Here is a 26229-nt window from a genome sequence, read left to right on the forward strand (position 1 = left end):
CGCCCGACCTGCTCACCCCTTCGCGACCGCCTCCCGGACCGCCGGGGCGACCTCCCGCGCCCACCGTCCGAGGGTGACCGGGTCCGGCGAGCCGTGGTCGGTGGCGAAGAGGGTGAAGCCGGACGCGCCGTGCTCCAGCACCGCGCCGGTCAGCTCCTCCACCCACTGCCCCACCGAGCCGCCGAGCCACCTGCCCTCCGCGTCGCGGGTCGCGGCGAGCGGCCGGTCGGTGATCCGGCCGGGCAGGAAGCCGAGCGCGGCGTGCGCGTCCACCCGCCCGCCGAGGTAGGGGTGGTCGGACAGTGAGAAGTGGTCCAGCCCGTCCCGGTCGGCCTGCTGGACGACGTCCAGCAGCCGCGCGGTGCCGGCGAGGTCGCCGGGCGCGCCGATGCCGAAGACGACGGCCGTGTTCTCGATGCTCATCTCGTCCCTCTCCCCAGGTCTCAGGCGGTGCCGAAGAGTTCGGCGAACCGGCCGGTGAAGAGGTCGGCGCCCTTGTACTCGGCCACGGTCCGCGCCGGCGCCAGGGTCGGCCCGTCGGGGCCGGGCAGCTGACCGACGCCGCCGCGCGGGCCGAGCGGCACCAGCATGAAGGGTTCGGCGGTGGGCACGTGGACCGCCTCGGCGGGCTCGCCGCGCAGCTGGGCGGCGATGTTCTTCGCGACCACCTCGGCGTGCCGCATCGCGTTCCCGGCCATCTTGAGCTCCGGGACGGCGCTGAGGTCGCCGATCGCGTAGACGTGCGGGTGCTGTTCCAGGGCGAGGGTGGCGCCCACCGGGACGTGACCCCGCGCGGTGCGTTCGACGAGCCGGCCGTCGGCGAGGTAGTCGCCGTTGATCCGCACCCCGTACGCGCGGAACCAGAGGTCGGCGGTGAGCTCCTCGCCGGTGTCCAGCCGCACCGTGAAGGTGCCCGTCCGGCCGGGTTCGGTCGCGGGTTCGGCCACGAGCCGGACGCCGAGCCGCAGTTCGACGCCGAGGGCGTCGAGCTGGCGGTGCAGCTCCTCGCGCACCTCGGGGCGCAGGGCGGGCAGCAGCCGGTCGCCCGGGGCCACGACGGTCACCCGCTTCTCCGGCCACACCTCCTTGATCTCCCCGGCGAGCTCCAGCCCGACCGGCCCGGCGCCGGAGATCAGCACCCGGTCGGCCCCGACGAGTTCCTTGTGGGTGCCGCGCAGCTGCTCCAGCGCCTCCTCCCGGGAGTCGGCGGCCGGCTTGCCGGGGTGGGCGTAGTCGGAGCCGGTGGCGAGGACCAGGTAGTCCGCCGCCACCCGCCGTCCGGAGGCGAGCGTGACCCCGCCCGGGTCCGCCGAGACCACCCGGTCGCGGATCACCTCGCCGTGGGCGAGGAGGGTGTCGAACGGGAAGAAGATGCTGTGCGCCCAGTCGGGCCGCACCAGGGCCCGGAGCGATCCGGCGGAGTTGACGAACGCGTCACGCGGGTCGATGAGGACGACGTCGGCCTCGGCGTCCAGCGCCTTGGCGACCGCGGCCCCTCCGTAGCCCCCGCCGACCACGACAACGGTACGACTCATGTTCTCTTGCCCCCAAAACAGAAAAGAGCTGCAGTTCGTGCTACGAACCTATTAGTTCGTAGCACGAACTGCAACCCTCTTCCGGAGTCAGCCCGACTCGCCGAACACCGGAGGCACCTTGTTCTCCCGCACGATCCGCCCGAGCAGGCCGCCCAGCAGCTCCCGCTCCTCGGCGGAGAACCCGGCCGGCAGCTCGTCCACCCGGCGGCAGGTCTCCGCGTAGAAGCTCTCCGCCAGCACCGCCCCCTCCGCCGTCAGCGCCACCCGCACGGCACGCGCGTCACCCTCGCAACTCTCCCGCCGCACCAGCCCGTTGCGCTCGGTCCGGTCGACCAGCCCGGACAGGCTCGACTTGGCCAGCCGCAGCACCCCGCCCAGCTCCCCCATCACGTACGACCGCCCCAGCAGCACACAGAGCAACTGCCCCTGCTGCGGTGTCAGCCCGTGCACCCGCGCCGACTCGGCATACACCGCGTCCACCAGAAACGCCGCCCGCACCAGCCCCCCGACGACCCCGGTGTCGCCATCCTCAATCTTCGCCATCCCGCCACCCTAACAGCCGTAATTCGCGCCACGAACTACCACGTCGAAGCCCACCACCGGATGAGAGGATGGCCCCATGAGCGAGCTCCGGATCCCCGAACGGCATGCCCAGCTGCTGGCCTACGCCCAGAGCCTGACCCCGCCGTCCGGCTGGAAGATCGAGGTGTCGGGCGACGAGATCATCATGATGGCCGGGCCGTCGGTGATCCACCAGCGCGACCTGCTGCTCGTCCGCCGCCAGTTCGACGCCCACTGCCCGGCCGACCTGATGCCCAGCGAGAACACCGACCTCGCCTCCCCGCACACGGGCAAGCTCCGCAATCCCGACCTCACCTACATCCCCCTCGACACCGTCGAGCTTGGCGGCAACCAGGTCCCCGCCGAACTGGCCGCGATCGCGGTCGAGATCGTCTCCCCCTCCAACCCGGAGAACGACCTGGTCGGCAAGGTCCGCGACTACCCGCAGATGGGGATCCCGCTCTACCTGGTGATCGACCCGCGCGAGGGCACCCTCACCCTGCACTCCGAGCCCGGCCAGGGCTCCTACCACCGCCGGTGGACCGGGAAGTTCGGCGACACCGTGCCCGTCCCGGCGCCGTTCGCCTTCGAGCTCGCGACCGCCGAGCTGCTCCGCTACCCCGCTTAGGGCTTCTCCGCCACGCCCGCCCAGATGCCGACCTGGGAGTCGGTGGGCTGTTCGGGGGTGTCGGGGCGCCAGAGGGGGGCGGTGACCAGGCCCGGGTCGGTGAGCTTCAGGCCGTCGAAGAAGCGCAGCACCTGGGCGCGGTCGCGCATGCTGAGCTGGGCGGTGGCGCCGCGGTAGACGGCGGGGCCGCGGGGGGCGTCGGCGGCGGGGGTGAAGTCGAGGGTGCCGTGCGAGAGGACGAGGCGGCTGCCGGGCGGCAGGGCGTCCACCAGGGTGCGCACGATGCCGTACGGGTCGTCCGCCTCGTCGATGAAGTGCAGGACGGCGACGAGCAGCAGCCCGACCGGCTCGCCGGAGTCGAGGGCCGCGCGGACCTCGGGGGCGGCCAGGATGCCCGCCGGGTCGCGCAGGTCGGCCTGGACCACGGCGGTGCTCTCCGGGGTGGTGCCGCTCAGCAGGGCGCGGCCGTGCACCAGCACGATCGGGTCGTTGTCGAGGTACACCACGCGCGCGTCGGGCCGCACCCGCTGGGCGATCTCATGGGTGTTCCCGGCGCTCGGGATGCCGGTGCCGATGTCGACGAACCGGCGGATGCCCTCGGCGGCGAGGTGCCGCACCGCGCGGCCGAGGAAGGCCCGGTTGGCGAGGGCGCTGAGCCGCACCATCGGGCTGATCGCGAGCACCTTCTCGGCGGCCTCGCGGTCGGCCGGGAAGTTGTCCTTGCCGCCGATGTAGTAGTCGTACATCCGGGCGGGGTGCGGGATCTCGGGCCGCAGGTCGGCGGGCGGGCGGACGTCACCGCCGTCGCCGTCGCCGACGAGCCACTCCCGACTGATCTCCTGAAACTCGGTCACCCCGGCCACCCCTTCGGTCCGTTCCGGTCGAACACGGTCTCCGCGCGTTCCGATACCGCCGCATCATAGGCAACGGTGATCGGCAAGCGGAACCCGGCCGTCCCCTCCGCGGGGGCCGGCCGGGTCCGCCTCGGCGCGCCGCTCCGGCGGCGCGCCCGGTGCCACTCAGAACGGGAAGCGGCTGCGCCCGTGCTGGATCGAGATCCACTTCACCGTGGTGAACGCGTCCACCGTGGCCTCGCCGTTCAGCCGGCCGACGCCCGAGTTCTTCTCGCCGCCGAACGGCACCAGGGGCTCGTCCGCGATGGTCCCGTCGTTGACGTGGATCATGCCGGTCTCGATCCGCTGGGCGAACCGCACACCGCGCTCCACGTCGGCCGTGTGCACCGCCCCGCTGAGCCCGAACGGCGTGTCGTTGGCGATCCGCACCGCCTCGTCCTCGCCGTCGAACGGCACCACCAGCACCACCGGCCCGAACAGCTCGCGCCGCAGGATCGGCGCGTCGGCCGGCAGGTCGCCGAGCACGACCGGGTCCATCAGGCTGCCGACGGTGGTGCCGCGCAGCAGCGCGGTGGCGCCGCCGGCGATCGCCTGGTCGACCTGCGCGGAGAGGGCGTCGGCCTGGACGGGGTTGATCAGCGGGCCGATGTGGGTCGCCGGGTCCCTCGGGTCGCCGACCTTCAGGGAGGCGACCTTGGCGACGAAGCGGCGGGTGAACTCCTCGGCCACACCGCGGTCGACGAGCACCCGGTTGGCGGCCATGCAGACCTGGCCCTGGTGCACGAAGCGGCTGAACACCGCCGCGTCCACGGCGTAGTCGAGGTCGGCGTCGTCCAGCACGATCAGCGCGCTGTTGCCGCCGAGCTCCAGGACGGTCCGCTTGAAGTGCGAGGCGGCGACGGTGGCGACGTGCCGGCCGACCTTGTCGGAGCCGGTGAAGGAGATCACCTTGGGGACGGGGTGCTCGATGAACGCGTCGCCGATCTCGGCGATGTCGGTGATCACGACGTTCAGCAGGCCGGCCGGCAGGCCCGCCTCCTCGAAGATCTTGGCGATCAGGGTGCCGCCGATCACCGGGGTCTCCTGGTGCGGCTTGAGCACCACGCCGTTGCCGAGCGCCAGCGCCGGGGCGACGGCCTTCATCGACAGGAGCAGCGGGAAGTTGAACGGGCTGATCACCCCGACCACGCCCACCGGCAGCCGGTAGACCCGGTTCTCCTTGCCGTCCACCGGCGAGGGCAGCAGCCGCCCCTCGGCGCGCAGCGACAGCTGCATCGCCTCGCGCAGAATGTCCTTGGTCAGCGAGAGCTCGAACCAGGCCTTGACGGCGGTGCCGCCGAGCTCGGCCATGATGTCCCGGGTGATCTCCTGCTCGCGGTCCTCCAGGATCCGCAGGGCGCGTTCGAAGACCAGCCGCCGGGTGTAGGGGCTGGTGGCCGCCCACTCCTTCTGGGCGAGCGCCGCGGCCCGGTAGGCCTGGTCGACCTCGTCGACGGTGGCCACCGTGATGCTGGCGAGCTTCTCCCCGGTGTAGGGATCGACGTCGACGATGTCCCAGGAGCCGCTGCCCTCGCGCCACTCACCGTCGATGAACTGCAGCGCCAACTCGGAAAGGTACGACATCCGATCCCTCTCATGCCGTTCGGGAACGCCCGCGATTCACCGACGGTCGTTCGCGATCAGAACTGATCGAGCATCATCGTACTTACCTGCTACAGCTCTTGGCGTACGGAGCGGAGAAGTTCTCGTGTCCGCTCGGGGGAGAGGCTGTCCGACACCAGGCCGTCCATCGCGCCCGCGTACTCGGCGACTTCGGCCGGCTTGTCGAGGTAGAGGGCGGTGGTGAACTGCTCCAGGTACACGATGTCCGGCAGTTCCTGCTCGTCGAAGGCCAGTACCGAGAACGCCCCGCCCTCCGCGCGCAGCCCGCCGAAGACCAGCGGCATCACCTGGAGCACCACGTTCGGCAGTTCGGTGAGTTCCAGCAGGCGGTCGATCTGCGCCCGCATCAGCGCCGAGCCGCCCCAGGGCCGGCGCAGCGCGGCCTCGTCCAGCACCGCGACCAGCCGCGGCGCCCGCTCGGCGTCCAGCACCTCCTGCCGCTTGAGCCGGACCTCCACCCGCCGCTCGATCTCGGCCGGCTCGTGGACGTGGCCGCCGTGGGCGATCACCGCCCGCGCGTAGTCGGCGGTCTGCAGCAGCCCGTGGACGAACTGGACCTCGTAGCTGCGGATCTCGGCGGCGGCCTCCTCCAGGCCCAGGTAGTTCTGGAACCAGCCCGGCAGGACGTCCCCGTACCCGTGCCACCAGGAGGTCGCGTTGGACGCCCGGACGAGCCCGAGCACTGAGGCCCGCTCCGGCTCCGCCTCCACCCCGTACAGGGTCAGCAGGTCCGCGACGTCGCGCTCCTTGAAGCCGACCCGGCCGAGCTCCATGCGGCTGATCTTCGACTCGGAGGCCCGGATCGAGTACCCGGCCTCCTCGCGGCTGACCCCGCGGGCCTCCCGGAGCCGTCGCAGCTGCGACCCCAGCAGCAGACGCCGTACCGTGGCCCCGCCACCCGCCGCCTGAGTCGCACTCATCGCCTCAACCTCCGCACCTCACACAGCCCCCCGGCCGTGGCCGCAGTCTTCCACCAGGGACCGACGAACAACAGTCCTCGGACCGCCCTCGACGGGATCTCCGGTCCACGCCGGGGCCGCCGGACGACCAGCGTCCGGATACGCGCGGTAGCCGACCGGTAGCTCCCCGGAACGCACTCTAGTCCCCAGAAGTCGCCATGGACATCCCCAACCCCCGACGCGGCTCGGCCGGATCCACCGCGACTCAACCCCAGCGGCCCGCCCCCGGGCATGCGAACGGCGCCTGCCCCCAAACTGGTCGGGGATGTGGGCAGGCGCCAAGGACCGCGACGGCCCGGCAACGCTGACGGGGTGCGGCTCGGTGGGACCCGGCGATGCGGCGCCGGGTCACCTGGACCGGATCAGACCACCAGGGGGCGGTCCGTCGGCCGGATCGGTGCGGGCAGCGGGGTCTTGCCGCCCAGGTACTTGTCGACCGCCGCGGCGGCCGAGCGGCCCTCCGCGATGGCCCAGACGATCAGCGACTGGCCACGACCGGCGTCGCCGCAGACGTAGACGCCATCGACATTGGTGGCGAACTTCCCGTCCCGGGACACATTACCGCGTGCGTCGAGGTCCACGCCCAGCTGCTCGACCAGACCGTTCCGCACGTCCGTCCCGGTGAAGCCCATCGCCAGGGTGACCAGCTGCGCCGGGATGGCCCGCTCGCTGCCCGGCACCTGCTCGAACTTCCCGTCCTTGAACGCCACCTCGACGAGGTGCAGCTCCTGGACGTTGCCCTCCTCGTCACCGCTGAAGTTGGTGGTGGAGACGGAGTAGATCCGCTCGCCGCCCTCCTCGTGCGCGGAGGTGACCTTGTAGGTCATCGGCATGGTCGGCCACGGCTGGTTGCCAGGACGGTCCTCGCCCGGTCGCGGCATGATCTCCAGCTGGGTGACGGAGGCCGCCCCCTGCCGGTGGGCGGTGCCGACGCAGTCCGCGCCGGTGTCGCCGCCGCCGATGACCACGACGTGCTTGCCCTTGGCGCTGATCGGCGGCTCGACGAAGTCGCCCTCCTGCACCTTGTTGGCCAGCGGCAGGTACTCCATGGCCTGGTGGACGCCCTTGAGCTCGCGCCCGGGCACCGGCAGGTCGCGGGCGGTGGTGGCGCCGGCCGCGACGACCACCGCGTCGAAGCGCTCGCGCAGCTGCTGGCCGGTGATGTCCTCGCCCACGTGCACGCCGGTGCGGAACCGGGTGCCCTCCGCGCGCATCTGCTCGACGCGGCGGTTGATGTGGCGCTTCTCCATCTTGAACTCGGGGATGCCGTAGCGCAGCAGGCCGCCGATCCGGTCGGCCCGCTCGTACACCACCACGGTGTGCCCGGCCCGGGTGAGCTGCTGGGCGGCGGCCAGGCCGGCCGGCCCGGAGCCGACCACGGCGACCGTCTTGCCGGACAGCCGCTCCGGCACCTGCGGGGTGACCCCGCCGCGGTCCCAGGCCTTGTCGATGATGGTGACCTCGACGTTCTTGATGGTCACCGCGTCCTGGTTGATGCCGAGCACGCAGGCCGACTCGCAGGGCGCCGGGCAGAGCCGCCCGGTGAACTCCGGGAAGTTGTTGGTCGCGTGCAGCCGCTCGATCGCGCTCGCCCAGTCGTCCCGGTAGGCGAGGTCGTTCCACTCGGGGATGAGGTTCCCGAGCGGGCAGCCGTTGTGGCAGAACGGGATGCCGCAGTCCATGCAGCGGCCGGCCTGCTTGGTGATGATCGGCAGCAGGCTGCGCTCGACGTAGACCTCGTTCCAGTCCCGGATGCGCACGTCCACCGGACGCCGCTCGGCGAGCTGCTTGGGCGTGGTCAGGAAGCCCTTGGGGTCAGCCATGTGCCGCCTCCATCATCTTGCGGGTGGTCTCGGCCTCGGAGAGGCCATCGCGCTCCGCGGCGTCCTTGGCGGCGAGCACGGCCTTGTAGTCGGTCGGCATGATCGTGGAGAAGCGGGAGACACCGCTGCCCCAGTCCGCCAGGAGTTCGGCCGCGACGGTGGAGCCGGTCTCCTCGTAGTGCTGCTGCACGGTCTCGCGCAGCCATTCCCGGTCGGCGGCGGTGGGGGCCTCGATGCCCACCATGCCGCTGTTGACGTTCGCCGGGCGCAGGTCCAGCACGTAGGCGACACCGCCGGACATGCCGGCCGCCAGGTTGCGCCCGGTCTCGCCGAGGATGACGACCCGGCCGCCGGTCATGTACTCCAGGCCGTGGTCGCCCACGCCCTCGACGACCAGGGTGGCACCCGAGTTGCGGACGGCGAACCGCTCGCCGGCCTTGCCGCGCAGGTGGATCCGGCCGCTGGTGGCGCCGTAGCCGATGGTGTTGCCGGCGATGACGTGGTTCTGCGCGTCGTTGCCGATGGCCGCCGCGTCGCGGGCCGGGCGGACCACGAGCACGCCGCCGGACAGGCCCTTGCCGACGTAGTCGTTGGCGTCGCCCTCCAGCCGCAGCGTCACGCCGCGCGGCACGAAGGCGCCGAAGGACTGGCCGGCCGAGCCGGTGAAGGTGACGTCGATGGTGCCCTCGGGCAGGCCCTCGCCGCGGTACCGCTTGGTCACGTGGTGGCCGAGCATGGTGCCGACGGTCCGGTTGACGTTGCGGATCGGCAGCTGGATGCGGACGGCGTCGCCGTTCTCCAGGGCGTCCTGGGCCAGGTCGATCAGCTGGTTGTCCAGGGCCTTGTCCAGCGCGTGGTCCTGCGTGGCGGTGCGGTGCAGGGAGGCGCCCTCGGGCAGCTCGGGCACGTGGAACAGCGGGGCCAGGTCCAGCCCGGCGGCCTTCCAGTGGTCGACCGCGGCCTCGGAGTCGATGTGCTCGGCGTGGCCGACGGCCTCCTCGATCGAGCGGAAGCCCAGGGAGGCCAGGATCTCCCGGACCTCCTCGGCGATGAACTCGAAGAAGTTGACCACGAACTCCGGCTTGCCGGAGAACCGCTCGCGGAGCACCGGGTTCTGGGTGGCGACGCCGACCGGGCAGGTGTCCAGGTGGCAGACGCGCATCATGATGCAGCCGGAGACCACCAGCGGGGCGGTCGCGAAGCCGAACTCCTCGGCGCCCAGCAGCGCGGCGATCACCACGTCGCGGCCGGTCTTGAGCTGGCCGTCGGTCTGCACCACGATCCGGTCGCGCAGGCCGTTCAGCAGCAGGGTCTGCTGGGTCTCGGCGAGGCCGAGCTCCCAGGGACCGCCCGCGTGCTTGAGCGAGGTGAGCGGCGAGGCGCCGGTGCCGCCGTCGTGGCCGGAGACCAGCACGACGTCCGCGTGCGCCTTGGAGACGCCGGCCGCGACCGTGCCGACGCCGACCTCGGAGACCAGCTTCACGTGGATGCGGGCGTCGGGGTTGGCGTTCTTGAGGTCGTGGATCAGCTGCGCCAGGTCCTCGATCGAGTAGATGTCGTGGTGCGGCGGCGGCGAGATCAGACCGACACCCGGGGTGGAGTGCCGGGTCTTGGCGACCCACGGGTAGACCTTGTGGCCGGGCAGCTGGCCGCCCTCGCCGGGCTTGGCGCCCTGGGCCATCTTGATCTGGATGTCGTCCGCGTTGACCAGGTACTCGGAGGTGACGCCGAACCGGCCGGAGGCGACCTGCTTGATCGCCGAGCGGCGCTCCGGGTCGTACAGGCGGTCCGCGTCCTCGCCGCCCTCGCCGGTGTTGGACTTGGCGCCGAGGCGGTTCATCGCGATGGCCAGGGTCTCGTGCGCCTCCAGCGAGATGGAGCCGTAGGACATGGCGCCGGTGGAGAACCGCTTGACGATCTCGGCGACCGACTCGACCTCGTCGATCGGCACCGGGGTGCGGCCGAGCGCGTCCAGCTTGAACAGGCCGCGCAGCGTCATCAGCCGCTCGGACTGCTCGTTCACCCGGTCCGTGTACTGCTTGAAGATGTCGTACCGGCGGTTGCGGGTGGAGTGCTGCAGCCGGAAGACCGTGTCCGGGTCGAACAGGTGCGGCTCGCCCTCGCGGCGCCACTGGTACTCGCCGCCGATGTCCAGGGCGCGGTGCGCGGCCGGGATGCCGGAGGCCGGGTACGCCTTGGCGTGCCGGGCGGCGGTCTCCTTGGCGATCTCCTCCAGGCCGATGCCGCCGAGCTTGGTGGTGGTGCCGGCGAAGTAGGCGTCCACCACCTCCTGGGAGAGGCCGATCGCCTCGAAGACCTGCGCGCCGCGGTAGGAGGCGACGGTGGAGATGCCCATCTTGGACATCACCTTGAGCACGCCCTTGCCGAGCGCCTTGATCAGGTTCTTGATGGCCTTCTCGGGCTCCAGGGCGCCACCGTCCTGGTTCAGGTACGTGCCCTGCGCGACGAGGTCCTCGACCGACTCCATGGCCAGGTACGGGTTGACCGCCCCGGCGCCGTAGCCGATCAGCAGCGCGACGTGGTGCACCTCGCGCACGTCACCGGCCTCGACCAGCAGCGACACCTGGGTGCGCTGCTTGGTGCGGATCAGGTGGTGGTGGACGGCCGAGGTGAGCAGCAGCGAGGGGATCGGGGCGTGCTCGGCGTCCGAGTGCCGGTCGGAGAGCACGATGATCCGGGCGCCGTCGGCGATCGCCGCGTCGGCCTCGGCGGCGATCGCGGCGAGCCGGGTGGCCAGGCCCTCGCCGCCGGCCGAGACCCGGTACAGGCCGGACAGCGTGACGGCCTTGAGGCCGGGCTGGTCGCCGTCCGCGTTGATGTGGACCAGCTTGGCCAGCTCGTCGTTGTCGATCACCGGGAAGGTGATGCCGACGGACCGGCAGGAGGCCGCCTCGGCGGTCAGCAGGTTGCCCTCGGGGCCGAGGTTGGACAGCAGCGAGGTGACGAGCTCCTCGCGGATGGCGTCCAGCGGCGGGTTGGTGACCTGCGCGAAGAGCTGCACGAAGTAGTCGAACAGCAGCCGCGGCTTCTCGCTCAACGCGGCGATCGGCGAGTCGGTGCCCATCGAGCCGAGCGCCTCGCCGCCGGTCCTGGCCATCGGCGCCAGGATGACCCGCAGCTCCTCCTCGGTGTACCCGAAGGTCTGCTGGCGGCGGGTGACCGAGGCGTGGGTGTGCGCGATGTGCTCGCGCTCGGGGAGCGTGGCGAGCTGGATCTGCCCGCCGTCGACCCACTCCTCGTAGGGGTGCTCGGCGGCCAGCGCCGACTTGATCTCCTCGTCCTCGACGATGCGGTGCTCCGCGGTGTCGACGAGGAACATCCGGCCGGGCTGCAGCCGGCCCTTCTTGACCACCCGGGTCTGCTCGATGTCGAGCACGCCGACCTCGGAGGAGAGGACGACCAGGCCGTCCTCGGTGATCCAGTAGCGGGCGGGGCGCAGGCCGTTGCGGTCCAGCACGGCGCCGATCTGGACGCCGTCGGTGAAGGTGACGCAGGCCGGGCCGTCCCAGGGCTCCATCAGGTTGGAGTGGTACTGGTAGAACGCGCGGCGGGCCGGGTTCATGGTGGCGTGGTTCTCCCACGCCTCCGGGATCATCATCAGCACGGCGTGCGGCAGCGACCGGCCGCCGAGGTGGAGCAGCTCCAGGACCTCGTCGAAGGAGGCCGAGTCGGAGTGGTCGGGGGTGCAGATCGGGAAGATCCGCTCCAGGCCCTGGCCGTTCCGGTTGGCCGGGATCAGGTCGGTGGCGAGCTGGGACTCCCGGGCGGTCATCCAGTTCCGGTTGCCCTTGACCGTGTTGATCTCGCCGTTGTGCGCGACGAAGCGGTACGGGTGGGCGAGCGGCCAGCTCGGGAAGGTGTTGGTGGAGAACCGTGAGTGCACCAGGCCGAGCGCGGAGGCGTAGAGCCGGTCCGACAGGTCGGGGAAGAAGGGCTCCAGCTGGCCGGTGGTCAGCATGCCCTTGTAGACGATGGTGCGCGCGGAGAGCGACGGGAAGTAGACCCCGACCTCGCGCTCGGAGCGCTTGCGGACCACGAAGGCGACCCGGTCGAGCTCGATGCCGCTCCGGTCCGCGCCGCTCAGGAACAGCTGGCGGAACCGCGGCATGACGCCGCGCGCGGTGGCGCCCAGCAGGTCCGGGGTGACCGGGACGTCGCGCCAGCCGAGGACGGTCAGGTCCTCCTCGGCCGCGATGGCCTCGATCTGGGCAACGGCGGCGGCGTCCTCGGCGTCGGCGTCGGGCAGGAAGGCGATGCCGACCGCGTAGGAGCCGGCGGCCGGGAGGTCGAAGTCGACCTTGGCGCGCAGGAAGGCGTCCGGGATCTGGGTGAGGATGCCCGCGCCGTCACCGGAGTCGGGCTCGGCGCCGGTGGCACCGCGGTGCTCCAGGTTGCGCAGGACGGTCAACGCCTGCTCGACGACGGTGTGGTCGGCGATGCCGGTCAGCGTGGCGACGAATCCGACGCCGCAGGCGTCGTGCTCGTTTCGCGGGTCGTACAGGCCCTGAGCAGCAGGTCGCGCATCCGGAACGAGCGCGTACGGCGGGCGGGCGGCGCCGGCCTGGGGCTCGTTGGCGGAGTGCATGGATGCAGACAGCATCGGCTCTCCCGTCGTCGTCTTTGGAGGCTGGTGCAGTAGGGACGACGTTGGCCCTGATGCGATTTCGTGCAAGTTACATGATGCCGAAAATCCCGGGAAGCGGAATATCTCGTCCACATCGCGGGACGGATCCGCAGGTCACGGGCGTGGGGGGAGGACGTGCCGCGTCGCACGTCCCGACGATTGTGCCCGCGACTCGACCGCCTGAAACAGAGGCGAAATCCCCCCGCCACAGGGATCGATCAAGGGCACCTGCGAATCCATCCCGCCGCTCGATGCATGGGATGCGATTCCTCGGCCGACGAGCCCGAATGATGAGACAAGCCAGGCGGGTCCGGGTCGCCGTGTGCGCAACGTCACCCGGCTCTCTGCATAACAATGCAACGGCACACAGACCCACAAGCGGCCGCCAGACACGTCCTACCCCACATGGCCGCCGATCAGCCACCCCAGCAGGTAGGTCACCCCGGCCGCCGCCCCGCCCAGCACCAGCTGCCGCAGTCCGCTGAACCACCAGTTGCGCGCCGTCACCCTCGCCACCGCCGCACCGCAGGCGAACAGCCCGGCCGCCGAGAGCAGCAGCGCCGGCAGCAGCGAGGTCGCGCCCAGCAGGTACGGCAGCAGCGGCAGCAGCGCGCCCACCGCGAAGCAGACGAACGAGGACCCGGCCGCCACCCACGGCGAGGGCAGGTCGTTGGGGTCGATGCCCAGCTCCTCCCGGGCGTGGATCTCCAGCGTCCGGTCCGGGTCGGCGGACAGCTGCCGGGCCACCTGGTGGGCCAGCTCCGGGTCCACCCCGCGCTCGACGTACAGCTGGGCCAGCTCGGCCAGCTCGCCGTGCGGGTTGCGGTGCAGCTCCAGCCGCTCCACCTCGATCTCGGCCTGCACCAGCTCCCGCTGGGAGGCCACCGAGGTGTACTCCCCCGCCGCCATCGAGCAGGCGCCGGCCGCCAGCCCGGCCAGGCCGGTGAGCACCACGGTGCCGCTGGAGGCCGCGCCGCCGACGACGCCGGTCATCAGCGCGAAGTTGGAGACCAGTCCGTCCATGGCGCCGAACACGGCGGGCCGCAGCCAGCCGCCGTTGACGTCCCGGTGGTGTCCCGCGGCGGGTATCCGCGGGTGGTGCCCGGCCTCGTGCTCCAGGGTGGTCGCGGTCACGGCCGTTCCCCCTCCGTCCCTTGGGTCCTGTCCATTGGTCCGATCGCCTTACTTATCGACCGTAGCCCGCGTGACCTGGGCACTTCCAGCAAAGTAAGGCTGTCCGAACATGGCGGCGGCCGCCCTCCGCACGGGTGCGGAGGGCGGCCGGGGGTACGGATCCGCGCAGGTCAGGCCGGGTTCCTGGCGTCCTTCTCCAGCTTGTCGAGCTTCTCGGCGAGGGCGTCCGAGGCCTTGCCGCCCGACGTGCCGCCCGGCTTGTCACCCGGCTCTCCGTCCGACGCGCTGCCCGACTTCTCGGCCGACTTCTCGGCCGACTTCTCGCCCGACGTGCCGCCCGGCTCGTCACCGCTCCGGTCGGCCGGCTTCCCCGCCTCCTCGGCCTCGTGCGCCAGGGGGTCGATGCTCGCCGGGTCCTCGCGGCCGGGCCGCTTCTTCCCGACGATCACGAAGGCGGCGACGGCGCCGACGAAGACGAGGATCGCCACCCAGTCGTTCAGGCGCAGGCCGAGGATGTGGTGCGCCTCGTCGATCCGCAGCCACTCGGTCCAGAACCGGCCGAGCGTGTAGGCGGCCACGTACAGCGCGAAGGCCCGGCCGTGGCCCAGGGTGAACCGCTTGTCCGCCCAGATCACCAGCGCCGCGACGCCCACGCACCAGAGCGACTCGTAGAGGAAGGTGGGTTGGTAGATCCCGGTGACCACCTCACCGCTGGGCAGCGTCTTCTTGATCTCCAGGCCCCACGGCAGCGTGGTCTCCCGCCCGTAGAGCTCCTGGTTGAACCAGTTGCCCCAGCGGCCGATCGCCTGGGCCAGCGCGATGCCCGGGGCGATCGCGTCGGCGTAGGCGGGCAGCGGGACGCCGCGCCGGCGGGCGCCGATCCAGGCGCCGACCGCGCCCAGCGCGATCGCACCCCAGATCCCGAGGCCGCCCTCCCAGATCTTGAAGGCGTTCCAGGGGTTCTTCCCCTCGCCGAAGTACAGCTGGTTGTCGGTGATCACGTGGTACAGCCGGCCGCCGACCAGGCCGAACGGCACGGCCCAGACGGCGATGTCGCCGACGGTGTGTCTGCCACCGCCCCGGGCGACCCACCGCTTGCTGCCGAGCCAGACGGCCACGACGACACCGAGGATGATGCAGAAGGCGTAGGCGCGCAGCGGGACCGGTCCGAGATACAGGACGCCCCGCGACGGGCTGGGAATGTAGGCGATATCCATGGCAGCTCCGACGCTACAGGGTCGACGGCCCGTCCCGGGCACCCCGGCGGGTCACAGTCGGTGCACAGATCGGCCCGCGGGCCCGGCGCACGGCACGCCGCCGCCCTCTCCGGACGGGGAGGGGCGGCGGCCGTTCCGCAGCGTACGCGCCGGTCTCAGCCGGCGTTCGGCGAGGGGTTGTTGCTCTCCGAAGCGGTACTGGTCGGTGCCGGTGACTGCCCGTGGGTGCCCGGGGTGCCCAGGTTCTTGCCCTGGTTGGCGGCGTCCACCCACTTGACCAGGTTGGCCGGGGTGATCTCCTCGTTGTTGTACTTCGGGTAGATCGGCTGCCCGTTGAGCAGCACGGTCGGGGTGGACTTGTAGCTGGACTTGTCGAAGTCCTGCTGCACCGCCGACACCCATCCGCTGTACGTGGAGCCGTTGACGCAGGCCTGGAAGGCGGGGGTGTCCAGCCCGTTGACCTGCTTGGCGAGGTTGATCAGGGTCGCCTTGTCGCCGAAGGCGTCGTTGGTCTCGTCCGGCTGGTTGCGGTACAGCACGTCGTGGTAGTCGCGGAAGTGCCCGGCGTCCTGGGCGCAGGCGAGCGCGTTGGCCCCGTAGCGGGAGCCCTTGCCCGGCACCGCCCGGTCGATGAACGAGACGATGTGGTAGTTGGTGTAGATCTTGCCCGCGTCCTCCAGCTGGCTGATGGTGGGCGAGAACTCCCGCTCGAAGAGGCCGCAGGCGGGACAGCGCGGGTCCTCGTAGACGGAGAGGACGGCCGGCGAGTTGTCCGAGCCGACCGGAATGATCAGGTTCTTGTCCCCGATCGCGCCGGCCGGGGCCGCGGTGGGGGTCTCCGGCTTGGAGCGCTGGTCCTGCACCACCACGCCGGTGGCCACCGCGGCGGCGATCACCGCGAGCACCACCCCGCCGATGATCAGCTTCTTCCTCTTCCGGTCGCGGGCCTCCTCATCGGCCCGTTCCGCCAGCATCCGCTCACGGGCGGTGCGCTTGCCTTCTCGGTTCTTCTCGCTCATCAGCCTTGGACATTCCAGGTTCGGGGGCGGGGGTTCGGTGGCGGGGCGGGCCGGGCGCTCAGCGCGCCAGCCAGCCGTCCACCGAGAACTTGGTGCGCGGCCAGCGGATCAGCCAGCCGGCCAGCAGCAGGAACCCGGTGTCGCGCAGGATCTCCTGCAGGTACTCGGTCTGCGAGGAGTCGACCGCGCCGCCGCCGCCGAAGCATCCGCAGTCGATCGAGATGCCGCGCACCCAGGCGGAGGCGATTCCGCCGATGAAGGCGAGCAGCAGCACCGCCGAGACCACCGCGACCAGCCGCACACCCAGGCCGATCACCAGCAGCAGCGCGAGCGCCAGCTCCAGGAAGGGCAGCCCGTGCCCGACCGGCTTCACCAGCGACTCGGGGAGGATCTCGTACGCGCGCACCGCCTGGGCGGCCTCCGCCGGGTCGGCGATCTTCGCCATCCCGGCCCAGCCCCAGACCACGGCCAGGCCCAGTCGGGCCGCCGTGCCGATCCACTCCGTCACCGGCCCGGCCATCCGGACAACCCCCTCGGGAAACACCGTCACGCCCTATGAACCGCTTCCGGTGACGCCGGGTTCCTCCGGTTTCGCCACTTAAGCCGAAAGAGTGCGGATTGATGACGCTTGAAGCGCTTTCACCCTAACGAGTGAGGGGGTCGCAGCCGGGCGGCCACCCGAGGTCGTACCGGTCGACCTCGTACCGGCCCGGATCGTCACGACCGGCACCGGGGAAGGCGGGCCGCCCATCCGGCTCCGAGCGCCCGGCCCGCACCACCGCCTCCATCCGGACCGCCTCGGCGCACACGTACGCGTCCCGCTCGGCCCGCTCCACCCCCCGCTTGGCCAGCGCCGGGACGACCGCCGCCTGCGCCCCGAGCGCCGCGCCGAGGGCCAGGGCGGCCGCGGCCGCCCGCAGCAGCACGGCTCGCTGAAGTCCGGGCATCGGCCGACCCCTTCCGCTCGCTCCGCGCCTCCGGGGCACGTGGTTCGTGCACTCGTCCCTCCAGTCAACGCCGGTCAACCCCCGCTGATGCGCGTGCCCGGCACTGTTCACCCGTTCGGGTCGACCCGGCCGGGAAACGACGACGGCCCGCCACCTCCGCAGAGGTGACGGGCCGTCAGGATCTTTCGGACCTACCGCCGGCGGACGCCCTCCGCCAGCTCGCCGGCCAGCTCGCGCACCGCAGCCAGCGCGGCCGGCTCGTCCCCGTCCGCGTCCAGGATCCGCTGGACGAAGGCCGAGCCGACGATGACACCGTCCGCGAACCCGGCGACCTGCGCCGCCTGCTCACGGGTCGACACCCCGAGGCCGACGCAGACCGGCAGCTCGGTGGTGGCCCTGGTCCGGGCGACCAGGTCCTCGGCCAGGTCGCCGACCTGCGCCCGACTGCCCGTCACACCCATCACCGCGGCCGCGTACACGAAGCCGCTGCCGGCCGCCGTGACCTCCGCCAGCCGGCGGTCCTTGCTGCTCGGCGCGACCACGAACACGGTGTCGAGACCGTGCTCCTCGGCCGCCTTGCGCCACTCCACGGACTCCTCCACCGGCAGGTCCGGCAGGATGCAGCCCGCCCCGCCGGCCGCGGCCAGGTCGGCGGCGAACCGCGCGACCCCGTACCGGTCCACCGGGTTCCAGTAGGTCATGACCAGCACCGCCGCCTCCGGGTGCGCGGCGGCCACCTCCTGGACGGTGCGCAGCACGTCCTTGATCCGCACACCGCCCTTCAGGGCGATGTCGTCGGCGGTCTGGATGGTCGGGCCGTCCAGCACCGGGTCGGAGTGCGGCAGGCCGATCTCGACGACGTCGCAGCCGCCCTCGATCAGCGCGTTGACGGCGCGGATGCCGCCGTCGACGGACGGGAAGCCGGCCGGCAGGTAGCCGATCAGCGCGGCGCGGTCCTCCGCCTTGGCGGCGGCCAGGATGCCACTGAGCTTGGAAGCCATGGTCACTTACCCCCGTGGGCGGAGCCGGCGCCCGGCTCGTCGTAGAGGCCGAAGTACTCGGCGGCGGTGTGCATGTCCTTGTCGCCGCGCCCGGAGAGCGAGACCAGGATGGTGGCCTCGGGCCCGAGCTCGCGGCCCAGCTCCAGGGCGCCGGCCAGCGCGTGCGCGCTCTCGATGGCCGGGATGATGCCCTCGGTGCGGGACAGCAGCCGCAGTGCCCGCATGGCGGCGTCGTCGGTGACCGGGCGGTACTCGGCCCGGCCGGTGTCCTTCAGCCAGGCGTGCTCCGGGCCGACGCCCGGGTAGTCGAGGCCGGCCGAGATGGAGTGCGACTCGATGGTCTGGCCGTCCTCGTCCTGGAGGACGTAGGTGCGCGAGCCGTGCAGCACGCCGGGGTCGCCCTTGGTGAGGGTGGCCGCGTGCCGCGGGGTCTCGGCGCCCTCGCCGGCCGCCTCGCAGCCGATCAGCCGCACCCCGGCGTCCGGGATGAACTCGTGGAAGATGCCCATCGCGTTGGAGCCCCCGCCGACGCAGGCGACGACGGCGTCCGGCAGCCGGCCGGTGCGGTCCAGCACCTGCTGGCGGGCCTCGACGCCGATGACCCGGTGGAAGTCCCGGACCATCATCGGGAACGGGTGCGGGCCGGCGACCGTGCCGAACAGGTAGTGGGTGGAGTCGACGTTGGCGACCCAGTCGCGGAAGGCCTCGTTGATGGCGTCCTTGAGCGTCCGGCTGCCGGACTTCACGGCCACCACCTCGGCGCCGAGCATCCGCATCCGGGCGACGTTCAGCGCCTGCCGCTCGGTGTCGACCTCGCCCATGTAGATGGTGCAGTCGAAGTCGAACAGGGCGCAGGCGGTGGCGGTGGCCACGCCGTGCTGGCCGGCGCCGGTCTCGGCGATGATCCGGGTCTTGCCCATCCGCCGGGTGAGCAGGGCCTGCCCCAGGACGTTGTTGATCTTGTGCGAGCCGGTGTGGTTGAGGTCCTCGCGCTTGAGCAGGACGCGTGCGCCGCCCGCCTCGGCGGAGAACCGGTGCACGTCGGTCAGCGGGCTGGGCCGGCCGGTGTAGTCCTTGAGCAGCGCGTCGAGCTCGGCGGCGAAGGCCGGGTCGGCCTTCGCCTTCTCGTACTCCTCGGCGACCTGCTCCACGGCGGCGACCAGCGCCTCCGGGATGAAGCGGCCGCCGTACGCGCCGAAGTAGCCGCGCGCGTCCGGCACCTCGGCACCGGGCAGGTAGTCCTTCTCGGACCTTTCGGACTTTTCCGGATTTTCGGACATGGTGAAGTCCCTCGGGGTGATGACGACGGATGACGGTGACGTCTTGTGGCTGCGGTCAGCCGGACGTCGCGCGCCATCGCCGCCCCGGCACCTGCCCGGGCTCGCAGCCGATGACGTACCGCACCCGCCGCCCCAGCACCCGGCGCGCGGGCGCGCGGCAGCCGCGCGGGCGGCAGCCCGGGGCGAGACGAGTGGCGATCTTCATGGCGGCGGGATCAGTCCTTGTGCCGGATCGCCGGGTGGGCCCCGGCCGCGACCAGGTCGGCCACGGCGGCCCGCGGGTCCCGGCCGGTCACCAGGGACTCGCCGACCAGGACGGCGTCCGCGCCCTGGTTGGCGTAGGAGATCACGTCCAGCGGGCCGCGCACCCCGGACTCCGCGACCTTGACGATGCCGTCCGGAATCGCGTGGACGACGTTGCCGAAGGTGTTGCGGTCGACCTGGAGGGTCTTCAGGTTGCGGGCGTTGACGCCGATGATCCGCGCGCCGGCGTCCACCGCGCGCCCGATCTCCTCCTCGTCGTGCACCTCGACCAGCGGGGTGAGGCCGATCGACTCGGCGCGCTCGATCAGCGACACCAGGGCCGGCTGGTCGAGCGCCGCGACGATCAGCAGGGCGAGGTCCGCGCCGTGCGCGCGGGCCTCCCACAGCTGGTAGGCGGTGACGATGAAGTCCTTGCGGAGAATCGGGGTGTCCACGGCGGCGCGGACGGCGTCCAGGTCCGCCAGCGACCCGCCGAAGCGGCGCTGTTCGGTCAGCACGCTGATCGCGGCGGCACCGCCGGCCGCGTAGTCGATCGCGAGGGCGGCCGGGTCCGCGATCGTGGCCAGCGCGCCCTTGGACGGGCTGGAGCGCTTGACCTCACAGATCACCCGGATGCCGTCGCCGCGGAGCGCGGCCACGCCGTCCTTGGCGTCCGGGGCCTTGGCGGCGAGCTCCTTGAGCTCGTCCAGCGGGACCCGGGCCTGCCGCTCGGCGAGGTCCTCAAGGACCCCTTCGACGATCGAGTCGAGCACACTCACTCGGGCGCCCCCATCATGTTTGCCGATACTTCTGGCGAGGAGCCGGCGGCCAGTGGGCCTCCGGACCCTTCGATGGTATCGGCAAGGGGGGGCGCGCAGCGCATCCACCCGGCGCGCGTCTCGCCGTCCGGACACCCCACGGGGGCTCCGGCCTGCGCCTTCACCGCTCCGCCACCCGATTTCGCGGCCTCGCGGCCCCGCGCTCAGAGCGGCGGCGGGGCCAGTCCGGCGCCGACCGGCAGGTTGCGGACCACCGTGAAGACCAGGACGAACAGCGCGACCAGCACCCAGCGACGGGCCCCGAGCGCGAGGCGCGGACCGGGCAGCCCGCGCAGCGCCGCCCAGAGCCAGCGCGCCCAGAGCACCGCCAGCACGGCGAACAGCAGCACCGCCACCGCGTTGTCGTGCAGCGCGCCGTTGAAGTCCCCGTGGGTGAGCGCGTGCACACAGCGCAGACCGCCGCAGCCCGGGCACCACCAGCCGGTGGCCGCGAGGAAGGGACAGTCCGGGTAGTGCCCGGGGGCGTTCGGGTCCACCGCGGCGATGTACCCGACGGGGAGGGCCACGGCGACCGGTACGGCCAGCGGCGGCACCAGTCGGCGCGGCCCGGACGGCCGGGCGGAGACGGTGGGAGCGGGGGCGGCGTTCACGCCCATGATTGTGCCCCTCCCGGCGCCCGCGCGGGAGAAACGAAACGGCGGGCCCGTCCTGGGGTCCCGCCGTTCACGTGAGGTCTCGCGCCCGGTGTCAGGCCGAGGCGGGCGCGGCGGCCAGCGCGGCCTGCTCCTCGTGGGTGTACACCATGGTGCTGGGCTGCTTGCCCATGCCGGCCATCGACATGACCATCCCGACCACGCCACCCGCCACGACGACCGCCAGGCCGGCCCCGACCAGCAGCACCGACGGCAGGATCATCGCGACACCCGCGATGGCGAAGCCGATGAAGGCGATGGTCACGCCGGTCCAGGCGGCGAGGGTGTGGCCGCTAGCAGCCTTCGTTCCTGCTGACATCAGTCGTGCTCCTAGGCTCTCGGGGCCCGGCCGGGCCTTCGGGACCCCGGCGGGTTGACGCCTCCATTGTGCCGGGCCACACACCGACGGCCCAAAGCGGGTGGCGGGTCTATCGCGTCACACTGACGTCCGGCCCGCGCGGTCAGGCCTCGGTCAGCTCTCGGTCGGGTCCTCGCCCCGGTCCAGCGCCTTCCAGAGGTCCGCCGGGGTCCCGTCGGACGCCGTCCGACGGGCCTGCGCGCGGCCGGTCGGCGCCTCGTAGCGGCTGCCCAGGGCCGGCCAGCCGCGCCCGTACCGGGCGGTCAGGAATCCGGCCAGCGCCAGCAGCAGCCCGCCCAGCAGCGCCACCCACGGCCAGGCGGTGTGCCCGACCCCGGTCGCGGTGGAACCGGTCAGCGCGAGCTTGCTGGCCGCCTCGGCGTCCAGCGCGGCGGTGTCCCCGGCCCCCGCCGCGGCGGCCGCCGCGGCGCCCAGCCCGGCCAGCACGGTCAGCACGCCGACCGCCGACCGGCCCGCGCCGCGCACCGCGAACACCGCGACCGCCGCCGCCAGCGCCACCAGGGCCAGCCCGGCGGGGAGTTCGGAGATCCGCCCGCCGGTGACGGACACCTCCAGGGTGCCGGCCAGGCCGTCGGCCCAGACCCGGCCGGCGGCGGTCAGCACCAGCACCGCGCCCAGCACGGTGAGCAGCAGCATCACCATGAGCGTGCGCCGCCCGGCCCGCGCGGACGGCGCGGGTGCGGCGGCGGGCTCGGCGGACACGGTGTCGGTAGGGGCTTCAGCGCTCACCGGACCAGTGTCCCCCGCCCTCACCCCACCGCCGCACCCGGGGTGGGCGGCTCGACCGGGAAATCCCCCGTCTCCAGCACCAACGTCCGCTCCCCCAGCGGCAGGAAGAGATCGTTCCCGAACGGCACCCGCTCCGCCTCCCGGTACCCCGTACCGGGCAGCGGCCGGCTGTGCACCGTGCAGACCGCCTCCCCCGGATCCACCACGACGTACAGCGGGACGCCGCATTCGGCGAGGTACCGCTGTTTTCGGACGAAGTCGGTGTCCTGCCGCGCCCTCGGCACAACCTCCAGCACCGACACCACGTCCCGGGCCTCGTAGCGTGCCCGCGCGTTGTGGCGCGCACCGGGCGCGACGAGCGCGAGGTCGGGCGCGTAGCCGTGCTGGTCGCTCGGGAAGTCGACGACCACGCCCGACAGGACCCGCCCCGGAAACTGCTCCTTGGCCTGCGCGGCGGCGCTGAGAATGATCTCCGACGCCTCGGTCGTGCGTGGCGTCATGATGATCTTCCCGGCCGTGATCTCGACCCGGTACCCCTGTGGAAGCCGCACGCCCTCCAGCACGTCCCAGGCCGATCCGGTGCCCTGCTCGTCCGACATCCCGGCTCCCTACAGCGGCTCACACCGTCGGTGCCCGCAGCGTATTCGCGGTGGCCACCGCGCGCAGGACGGCGGCGGCCTTGTTGCGGCATTCGGTGTCCTCGCCGTGCGGGTCGGAGTCGGCCACCACGCCGGCGCCGGCCTGGACGTACGCGGTGCCGTCGCGCAGCACCGCGGTGCGGATCGCGATCGCGGTGTCGGAGTCCCCGGCGAAGTCCAGGTAGCCGACGCAGCCGCCGTACAGGCCTCGGCGGGTGGGCTCCAGCTCCTCGATGATCCGCATCGCCCGCGGCTTGGGCGCGCCGGAGAGGGTACCGGCCGGGAAGCAGGCGGTCAGCACATCGAAGGCGGTCCGCCCCGGGGCGACCCGGCCGGTCACCGTGGAGACGATGTGCATGACGTGGCTGTACCGCTCGATCTGCATGAAGTCGACCACCTCGACGGTGCCCGGCTCGCAGACCCGTCCGAGGTCGTTGCGGCCGAGGTCGACCAGCATCAGGTGCTCGGCCCGCTCCTTGGGGTCGGCGAGCAGTTCGGCGGCCAGCTCGGCGTCCTCGTGCGGGGTGGCGCCGCGGTGCCTGGTCCCGGCGATCGGGTGCACCATCGCCTCGCCGTCGGTGACCTTGACCAGCGCCTCGGGGCTGGAGCCGACCACGTCGAAGCCGCCCTCGGCGCCGCCGTCCGGGCCGGGGAAGCGGAACAGGTACATGTACGGGCTGGGGTTGGTGGTGCGCAGGACGCGGTAGACGTCCAGCGCGGAGGCCGGGCAGGGCGCCTCGAAGCGCTGCGAGGGCACCACCTGGAAGGCCTCGCCGGCCCGGATCCGCTCCTTGATCTCCTCCACCGCGGCCCGGTACGGCTCCCCGCCGAACGGCGAGCGGACCTCCCCGGGGCCGGTCGGGGTGAAGGTGGCCAGTCCCGGGTCGACCGGCCTGAGCAGGTCGGCCTCCATCGCGTCGAGCCGGGCCACGGCGTCCGCGTGGGCCTCGTCCACCCCGCTCGCCAGGTCGTTGTGGTTGACCGCGTTGGCGATCAGCAGCACGGTGCCGTCGACGTGGTCGAGCACGGCGAGGTCGGTGGCGAGCAGCAGGGTCAGCTCGGGCAGCTTCAGGTCGTCCGGGTTGAGGTCCGGCAGCTTCTCCAGCCGCCGCACCACGTCGTAGCCGAGGTAGCCGACCAGGCCGCCGGTGAGCGGCGGCAGTCCGTCGTCGGCGTGCCGCGGGGTGTGCAGGGCGCGCAGCGCGGCGCGCAGCACCTCCAGCGGGTCACCGGCGGTGGGGATGCCGACCGGCGGGTCGCCGAGCCAGCGGGCGCCACCGTCCGGGCCGACGGTCAGGGTGGCGTCGCTGCGGACCCCGACGAACGAGTATCGCGACCAGCTGCGGCCCTGCTCGGCGGACTCCAGCAGGAAGGTGCCGGGGCGCTCGGCGGCCAGGCTGCGGTAGAGGCCGATCGGGGTGAGGCCGTCCGCGAGGAGCCTGCGGGTGACCGGGATGACCCGGGTGTCGACGGCGAGCTTGCGGAAGGCTTCGAGATCCATGGCGGGCGGCACCTTACGGGGGAGGGCGGAACGGTCGGTCAGCCGAGCGGGAGCAGGTCGGCGTCGAAGCAGGTGCGGTCGCCGGTGTGGCAGGCCGCGCCGGTCTGGTCGACCTTGACCAGCAGGGTGTCGCCGTCGCAGTCCAGCGCGACCGACTTGACCTGCTGGACGTGGCCCGAGGTGTCGCCCTTCACCCAGTACTCGCGGCGGCTGCGGCTCCAGTAGGTGCAGCGGCCGGTGGTGAGGGTGCGGTGCAGCGCCTCGTCGTCCATCCAGCCCAGCATCAGCACCTCGCCGGTGTCGTACTGCTGCGCGACGGCCGGGAGCAGGCCGTCCTCGGTGCGCTTCAGCCGGGCGGCGATCTCGGGGGCGAGGGCGGTGGAACCGGGGGCGGCGGGTGTGGTGGACAGGTTGGTGGACATGGGGCCATTGTGTCAGCCCGGTCCGGCCGCCCCGGCCGCCGTCCGGATCGCGGCGGCGCCCGTGAGCTGCGGCGCGGCGCCCGGCACGGGCCCTAGCACGGGCCGGGCCGACCATCCGATCGAAGGAGTTGTGCCAACCTCCTGTCGGGCGCCCCCGGTCTGCGCCATTCTCGTGGTCATGACCTCCGAGCAGCACGCCGCCGAGCCCGCCGAGCCGCCCGGCGGGGACCGCTCCGACGCCGGCCGCTCCGACGCCGGCCGGTCCGCCACCGACCGGTCCGCCGCCGACCGCCCGGGCGGCGACGCGGCCCGGTCGTCCCGGGGCCTGCGGATCGGTGTCGCGGCGGTGCTCGCGGTCCTGCTCGCGGTGGTGGCGACGGTGCTGCTGTGGCCCGAGGACGACCCGGCCCCCCAGCCGCCCCCGCCCTCCCCCACGGCCACGCCGACCCCCACGCCGACACCCACCCCGACCCCGACGCCGACTCCCACCCCGACCCCGAGCAGGGTCGTGCCGTACAGCTTCTTCCCGGTCGGCACCTGCCTGGACCACCCGCAGCTGAGCAGGACGGTCACCAAGCCGGAGGCCCGCCCCTGCGAGGACAAGCACGACGGCGAGGCGATCGCCGACCAACTGCTGCCGGACGGCCTGTCCGGCGACTACCAGGTCGCCAACGCGATGCGGGACGGCTGCAAGGACGCCCAGGCCGCCGCCGAGGCGCGGCAGGGCGGCGGCGGGCCGTACTACAGCTACCCGGTGGGCCCGAGCTACGCCCTCTACCAGCAGGGCTGGCGCGACTACACCTGCATCCTGACCGCGGGCAACCGGCCAGATACGGGCAAGCTCACCGGCAAGCTTCGCTGAGCGGCCGTCCGGCCTCATAGGGTGGCCGCATGTCAAACCACGCCCTCGCCGAACGCCACCGACTGGCCGAACTGCTGGCCGCCGCCGGACCGGACGCGCCCACGCTCTGCGCCGGATGGTCCACCCGGGACCTCGCCGCCCATCTGGTGGTCCGCGAGCGGCGGCCGGACGCCGCCGCGGGCATCCGCGGCGGCCCGCTGGCCGGCTGGACGCAGCGGGTGCAGGACTCGTACGCCGAGCGGCCGTACGAGGAGCTGATCCGGCTGTTCCGCTCCGGCCCGCCGGCCCTCTCGCTGTTCGCCCTGCCCGGCGCGGACGAGGCGGCCAACACCATCGAGTACTACGTGCACGCCGAGGACGTCGCCCGGGCCGGTGACGACCCCCGGCCGCCGCGGCCGGTGCCGGCCGGCCGGGCCGAGGCGCTCTGGCGCCGGCTGTCGCTGCCCGCCCGGCTGGAGGCGGGCCGCCGTTCGCCGGTGCGGCTGGAGCTGTGCCACCCCGACGGCCGGAGCCTGGCCGTCGGCCCGGCCGGCCCGTCGACCGTGCGGATCACCGGCGAGCCGGGCGAGCTGGTGCTCTTCGCCTTCGGCCGGGGCGCCCGCACCGAGCTGGAGGTGGACGGCCCGTCGGACGCCGTCGAGGCACTGCGCCACGCCCTCCCGCTCCCCGAGCGCCCCTAGCGCCGTAGCCCTCCCGGCTGCGGATGTCGGTGGCGGGGT

26 protein-coding genes are annotated in these 26229 nt (G+C 72.7%); 3 read left to right on the forward strand and 23 right to left on the reverse strand.

The annotated features are described in order from the left end of the window. Positions 1-12 precede the first annotated feature (12 nt). The 3 genes from ACFP3U_RS03185 to ACFP3U_RS03195 all read right to left on the reverse strand — a co-directional run bounded on the left by ACFP3U_RS03185 (position 13) and on the right by ACFP3U_RS03195 (position 2078). Positions 13-423: a hypothetical protein gene (locus ACFP3U_RS03185; RefSeq protein WP_380223574.1), complete on the reverse strand. Its 411-nt coding sequence runs from the start codon at positions 421-423 to the stop codon at positions 13-15. Between the two features lie 20 nt (positions 424-443). Next, on the reverse strand, positions 444-1535 hold the full coding sequence (locus ACFP3U_RS03190; RefSeq protein ID WP_380223575.1) for an NAD(P)/FAD-dependent oxidoreductase: 1092 nt from the start codon (positions 1533-1535) through the stop codon (positions 444-446). A gap of 87 nt (positions 1536-1622) precedes the next feature. Beyond that, positions 1623-2078, reverse strand: coding sequence for a MarR family winged helix-turn-helix transcriptional regulator (locus tag ACFP3U_RS03195; RefSeq protein ID WP_380223576.1), 456 nt, complete (start codon positions 2076-2078; stop codon positions 1623-1625). Positions 2079-2154: 76 nt separating this feature from the next. Here ACFP3U_RS03195 and ACFP3U_RS03200 point away from each other — a divergent pair, with 76 nt between their 5' ends. Continuing rightward, a complete protein-coding gene (locus tag ACFP3U_RS03200; RefSeq protein ID WP_380223577.1) occupies positions 2155-2724 on the forward strand; it encodes a Uma2 family endonuclease in 570 nt (189 codons plus the stop codon). Here the strand turns inward: ACFP3U_RS03200 and ACFP3U_RS03205 are convergent. The 20 genes from ACFP3U_RS03205 to hisI all read right to left on the reverse strand — a co-directional run bounded on the left by ACFP3U_RS03205 (position 2721) and on the right by hisI (position 24636). Beyond that, positions 2721-3578 (reverse strand): SAM-dependent methyltransferase, encoded by an 858-nt coding sequence (locus ACFP3U_RS03205; protein WP_380223578.1) that lies wholly within the window; start codon positions 3576-3578, stop codon positions 2721-2723. The genes ACFP3U_RS03200 and ACFP3U_RS03205 overlap by 4 nt on opposite strands. A gap of 165 nt (positions 3579-3743) precedes the next feature. Further along, complete coding sequence (locus ACFP3U_RS03210) at positions 3744-5201, reverse strand: aldehyde dehydrogenase family protein (protein WP_380223579.1); 1458 nt, start codon at positions 5199-5201, stop codon at positions 3744-3746. 89 nt (positions 5202-5290) lie between these two features. Beyond that, positions 5291-6160, reverse strand: a complete 870-nt coding sequence (locus tag ACFP3U_RS03215; RefSeq protein WP_380223580.1) for a helix-turn-helix domain-containing protein — start codon at positions 6158-6160, stop codon at positions 5291-5293. A gap of 401 nt (positions 6161-6561) precedes the next feature. Continuing rightward, on the reverse strand, positions 6562-8022 hold the full coding sequence (locus ACFP3U_RS03220; RefSeq protein ID WP_380223581.1) for a glutamate synthase subunit beta: 1461 nt from the start codon (positions 8020-8022) through the stop codon (positions 6562-6564). Then, entirely contained in the window at positions 8015-12628 is a 4614-nt protein-coding gene (gene gltB, locus ACFP3U_RS03225; RefSeq protein ID WP_380223716.1) for a glutamate synthase large subunit, read from the reverse strand. The genes ACFP3U_RS03220 and gltB overlap by 8 nt, the downstream gene beginning before the upstream one ends. Positions 12629-13063: 435 nt before the next feature. Then, positions 13064-13786, reverse strand: a complete 723-nt coding sequence (locus ACFP3U_RS03230) for a VIT1/CCC1 transporter family protein (RefSeq protein WP_380223717.1) — start codon at positions 13784-13786, stop codon at positions 13064-13066. A gap of 185 nt (positions 13787-13971) precedes the next feature. Beyond that, positions 13972-15018 carry a prolipoprotein diacylglyceryl transferase gene (lgt, locus tag ACFP3U_RS03235; RefSeq protein ID WP_380223582.1) on the reverse strand — a complete coding sequence of 349 codons (1047 nt, stop codon included), beginning with the start codon at positions 15016-15018 and terminating at the stop codon, positions 13972-13974. Positions 15019-15173: 155 nt separating this feature from the next. Further along, on the reverse strand, positions 15174-16037 hold the full coding sequence (locus ACFP3U_RS03240) for a DsbA family protein (RefSeq protein WP_380223583.1): 864 nt from the start codon (positions 16035-16037) through the stop codon (positions 15174-15176). Between the two features lie 58 nt (positions 16038-16095). After that, a complete protein-coding gene (locus ACFP3U_RS03245) occupies positions 16096-16557 on the reverse strand; it encodes a MauE/DoxX family redox-associated membrane protein (RefSeq protein ID WP_380223584.1) in 462 nt (153 codons plus the stop codon). Between the two features lie 124 nt (positions 16558-16681). Continuing rightward, positions 16682-16984: a hypothetical protein gene (locus ACFP3U_RS03250; RefSeq protein WP_380223585.1), complete on the reverse strand. Its 303-nt coding sequence runs from the start codon at positions 16982-16984 to the stop codon at positions 16682-16684. A 191-nt stretch (positions 16985-17175) separates the two neighbouring features. Then, positions 17176-17985, reverse strand: coding sequence for a tryptophan synthase subunit alpha (gene trpA, locus ACFP3U_RS03255; RefSeq protein WP_380223586.1), 810 nt, complete (start codon positions 17983-17985; stop codon positions 17176-17178). A 2-nt stretch (positions 17986-17987) separates the two neighbouring features. Next, complete coding sequence (gene trpB, locus ACFP3U_RS03260; RefSeq protein ID WP_380223587.1) at positions 17988-19265, reverse strand: tryptophan synthase subunit beta; 1278 nt, start codon at positions 19263-19265, stop codon at positions 17988-17990. Positions 19266-19320: 55 nt separating this feature from the next. Continuing rightward, positions 19321-19470 (reverse strand): tryptophan biosynthesis modulator TrpM, encoded by a 150-nt coding sequence (gene trpM, locus ACFP3U_RS03265; protein WP_350543990.1) that lies wholly within the window; start codon positions 19468-19470, stop codon positions 19321-19323. Positions 19471-19480: 10 nt separating this feature from the next. Further along, positions 19481-20287, reverse strand: a complete 807-nt coding sequence (trpC, locus tag ACFP3U_RS03270; RefSeq protein ID WP_380223588.1) for an indole-3-glycerol phosphate synthase TrpC — start codon at positions 20285-20287, stop codon at positions 19481-19483. Positions 20288-20490: 203 nt separating this feature from the next. Then, positions 20491-20943 (reverse strand): DUF2752 domain-containing protein, encoded by a 453-nt coding sequence (locus ACFP3U_RS03275; RefSeq protein ID WP_380223589.1) that lies wholly within the window; start codon positions 20941-20943, stop codon positions 20491-20493. A 91-nt stretch (positions 20944-21034) separates the two neighbouring features. After that, complete coding sequence (locus ACFP3U_RS03280; protein WP_380223590.1) at positions 21035-21298, reverse strand: HGxxPAAW family protein; 264 nt, start codon at positions 21296-21298, stop codon at positions 21035-21037. A gap of 153 nt (positions 21299-21451) precedes the next feature. Then, entirely contained in the window at positions 21452-22087 is a 636-nt protein-coding gene (locus ACFP3U_RS03285) for a TIGR02234 family membrane protein (RefSeq protein ID WP_380223591.1), read from the reverse strand. Positions 22088-22107: 20 nt separating this feature from the next. Continuing rightward, positions 22108-22686, reverse strand: a complete 579-nt coding sequence (locus ACFP3U_RS03290) for a Uma2 family endonuclease (RefSeq protein WP_380223592.1) — start codon at positions 22684-22686, stop codon at positions 22108-22110. Between the two features lie 19 nt (positions 22687-22705). Beyond that, positions 22706-24226 carry an anthranilate synthase component I gene (locus ACFP3U_RS03295; protein WP_380223593.1) on the reverse strand — a complete coding sequence of 507 codons (1521 nt, stop codon included), beginning with the start codon at positions 24224-24226 and terminating at the stop codon, positions 22706-22708. A gap of 38 nt (positions 24227-24264) precedes the next feature. Then, entirely contained in the window at positions 24265-24636 is a 372-nt protein-coding gene (gene hisI, locus ACFP3U_RS03300) for a phosphoribosyl-AMP cyclohydrolase (RefSeq protein WP_380223718.1), read from the reverse strand. A 190-nt stretch (positions 24637-24826) separates the two neighbouring features. On the opposite strand from hisI, the gene ACFP3U_RS03305 reads away from it, so the two are divergent. Together ACFP3U_RS03305 and ACFP3U_RS03310 are read left to right on the forward strand one after the other, a co-directional pair. After that, on the forward strand, positions 24827-25510 hold the full coding sequence (locus ACFP3U_RS03305) for a hypothetical protein (protein WP_380223594.1): 684 nt from the start codon (positions 24827-24829) through the stop codon (positions 25508-25510). A gap of 29 nt (positions 25511-25539) precedes the next feature. Next, positions 25540-26190, forward strand: coding sequence for a TIGR03085 family metal-binding protein (locus ACFP3U_RS03310; RefSeq protein ID WP_380223595.1), 651 nt, complete (start codon positions 25540-25542; stop codon positions 26188-26190). Positions 26191-26229: the final 39 nt, after the last annotated feature.

It is taken from the genome of Kitasatospora misakiensis (genome assembly GCF_042656005.1).
Lineage (GTDB): Bacteria > Actinomycetota > Actinomycetes > Streptomycetales > Streptomycetaceae > Kitasatospora > Kitasatospora misakiensis.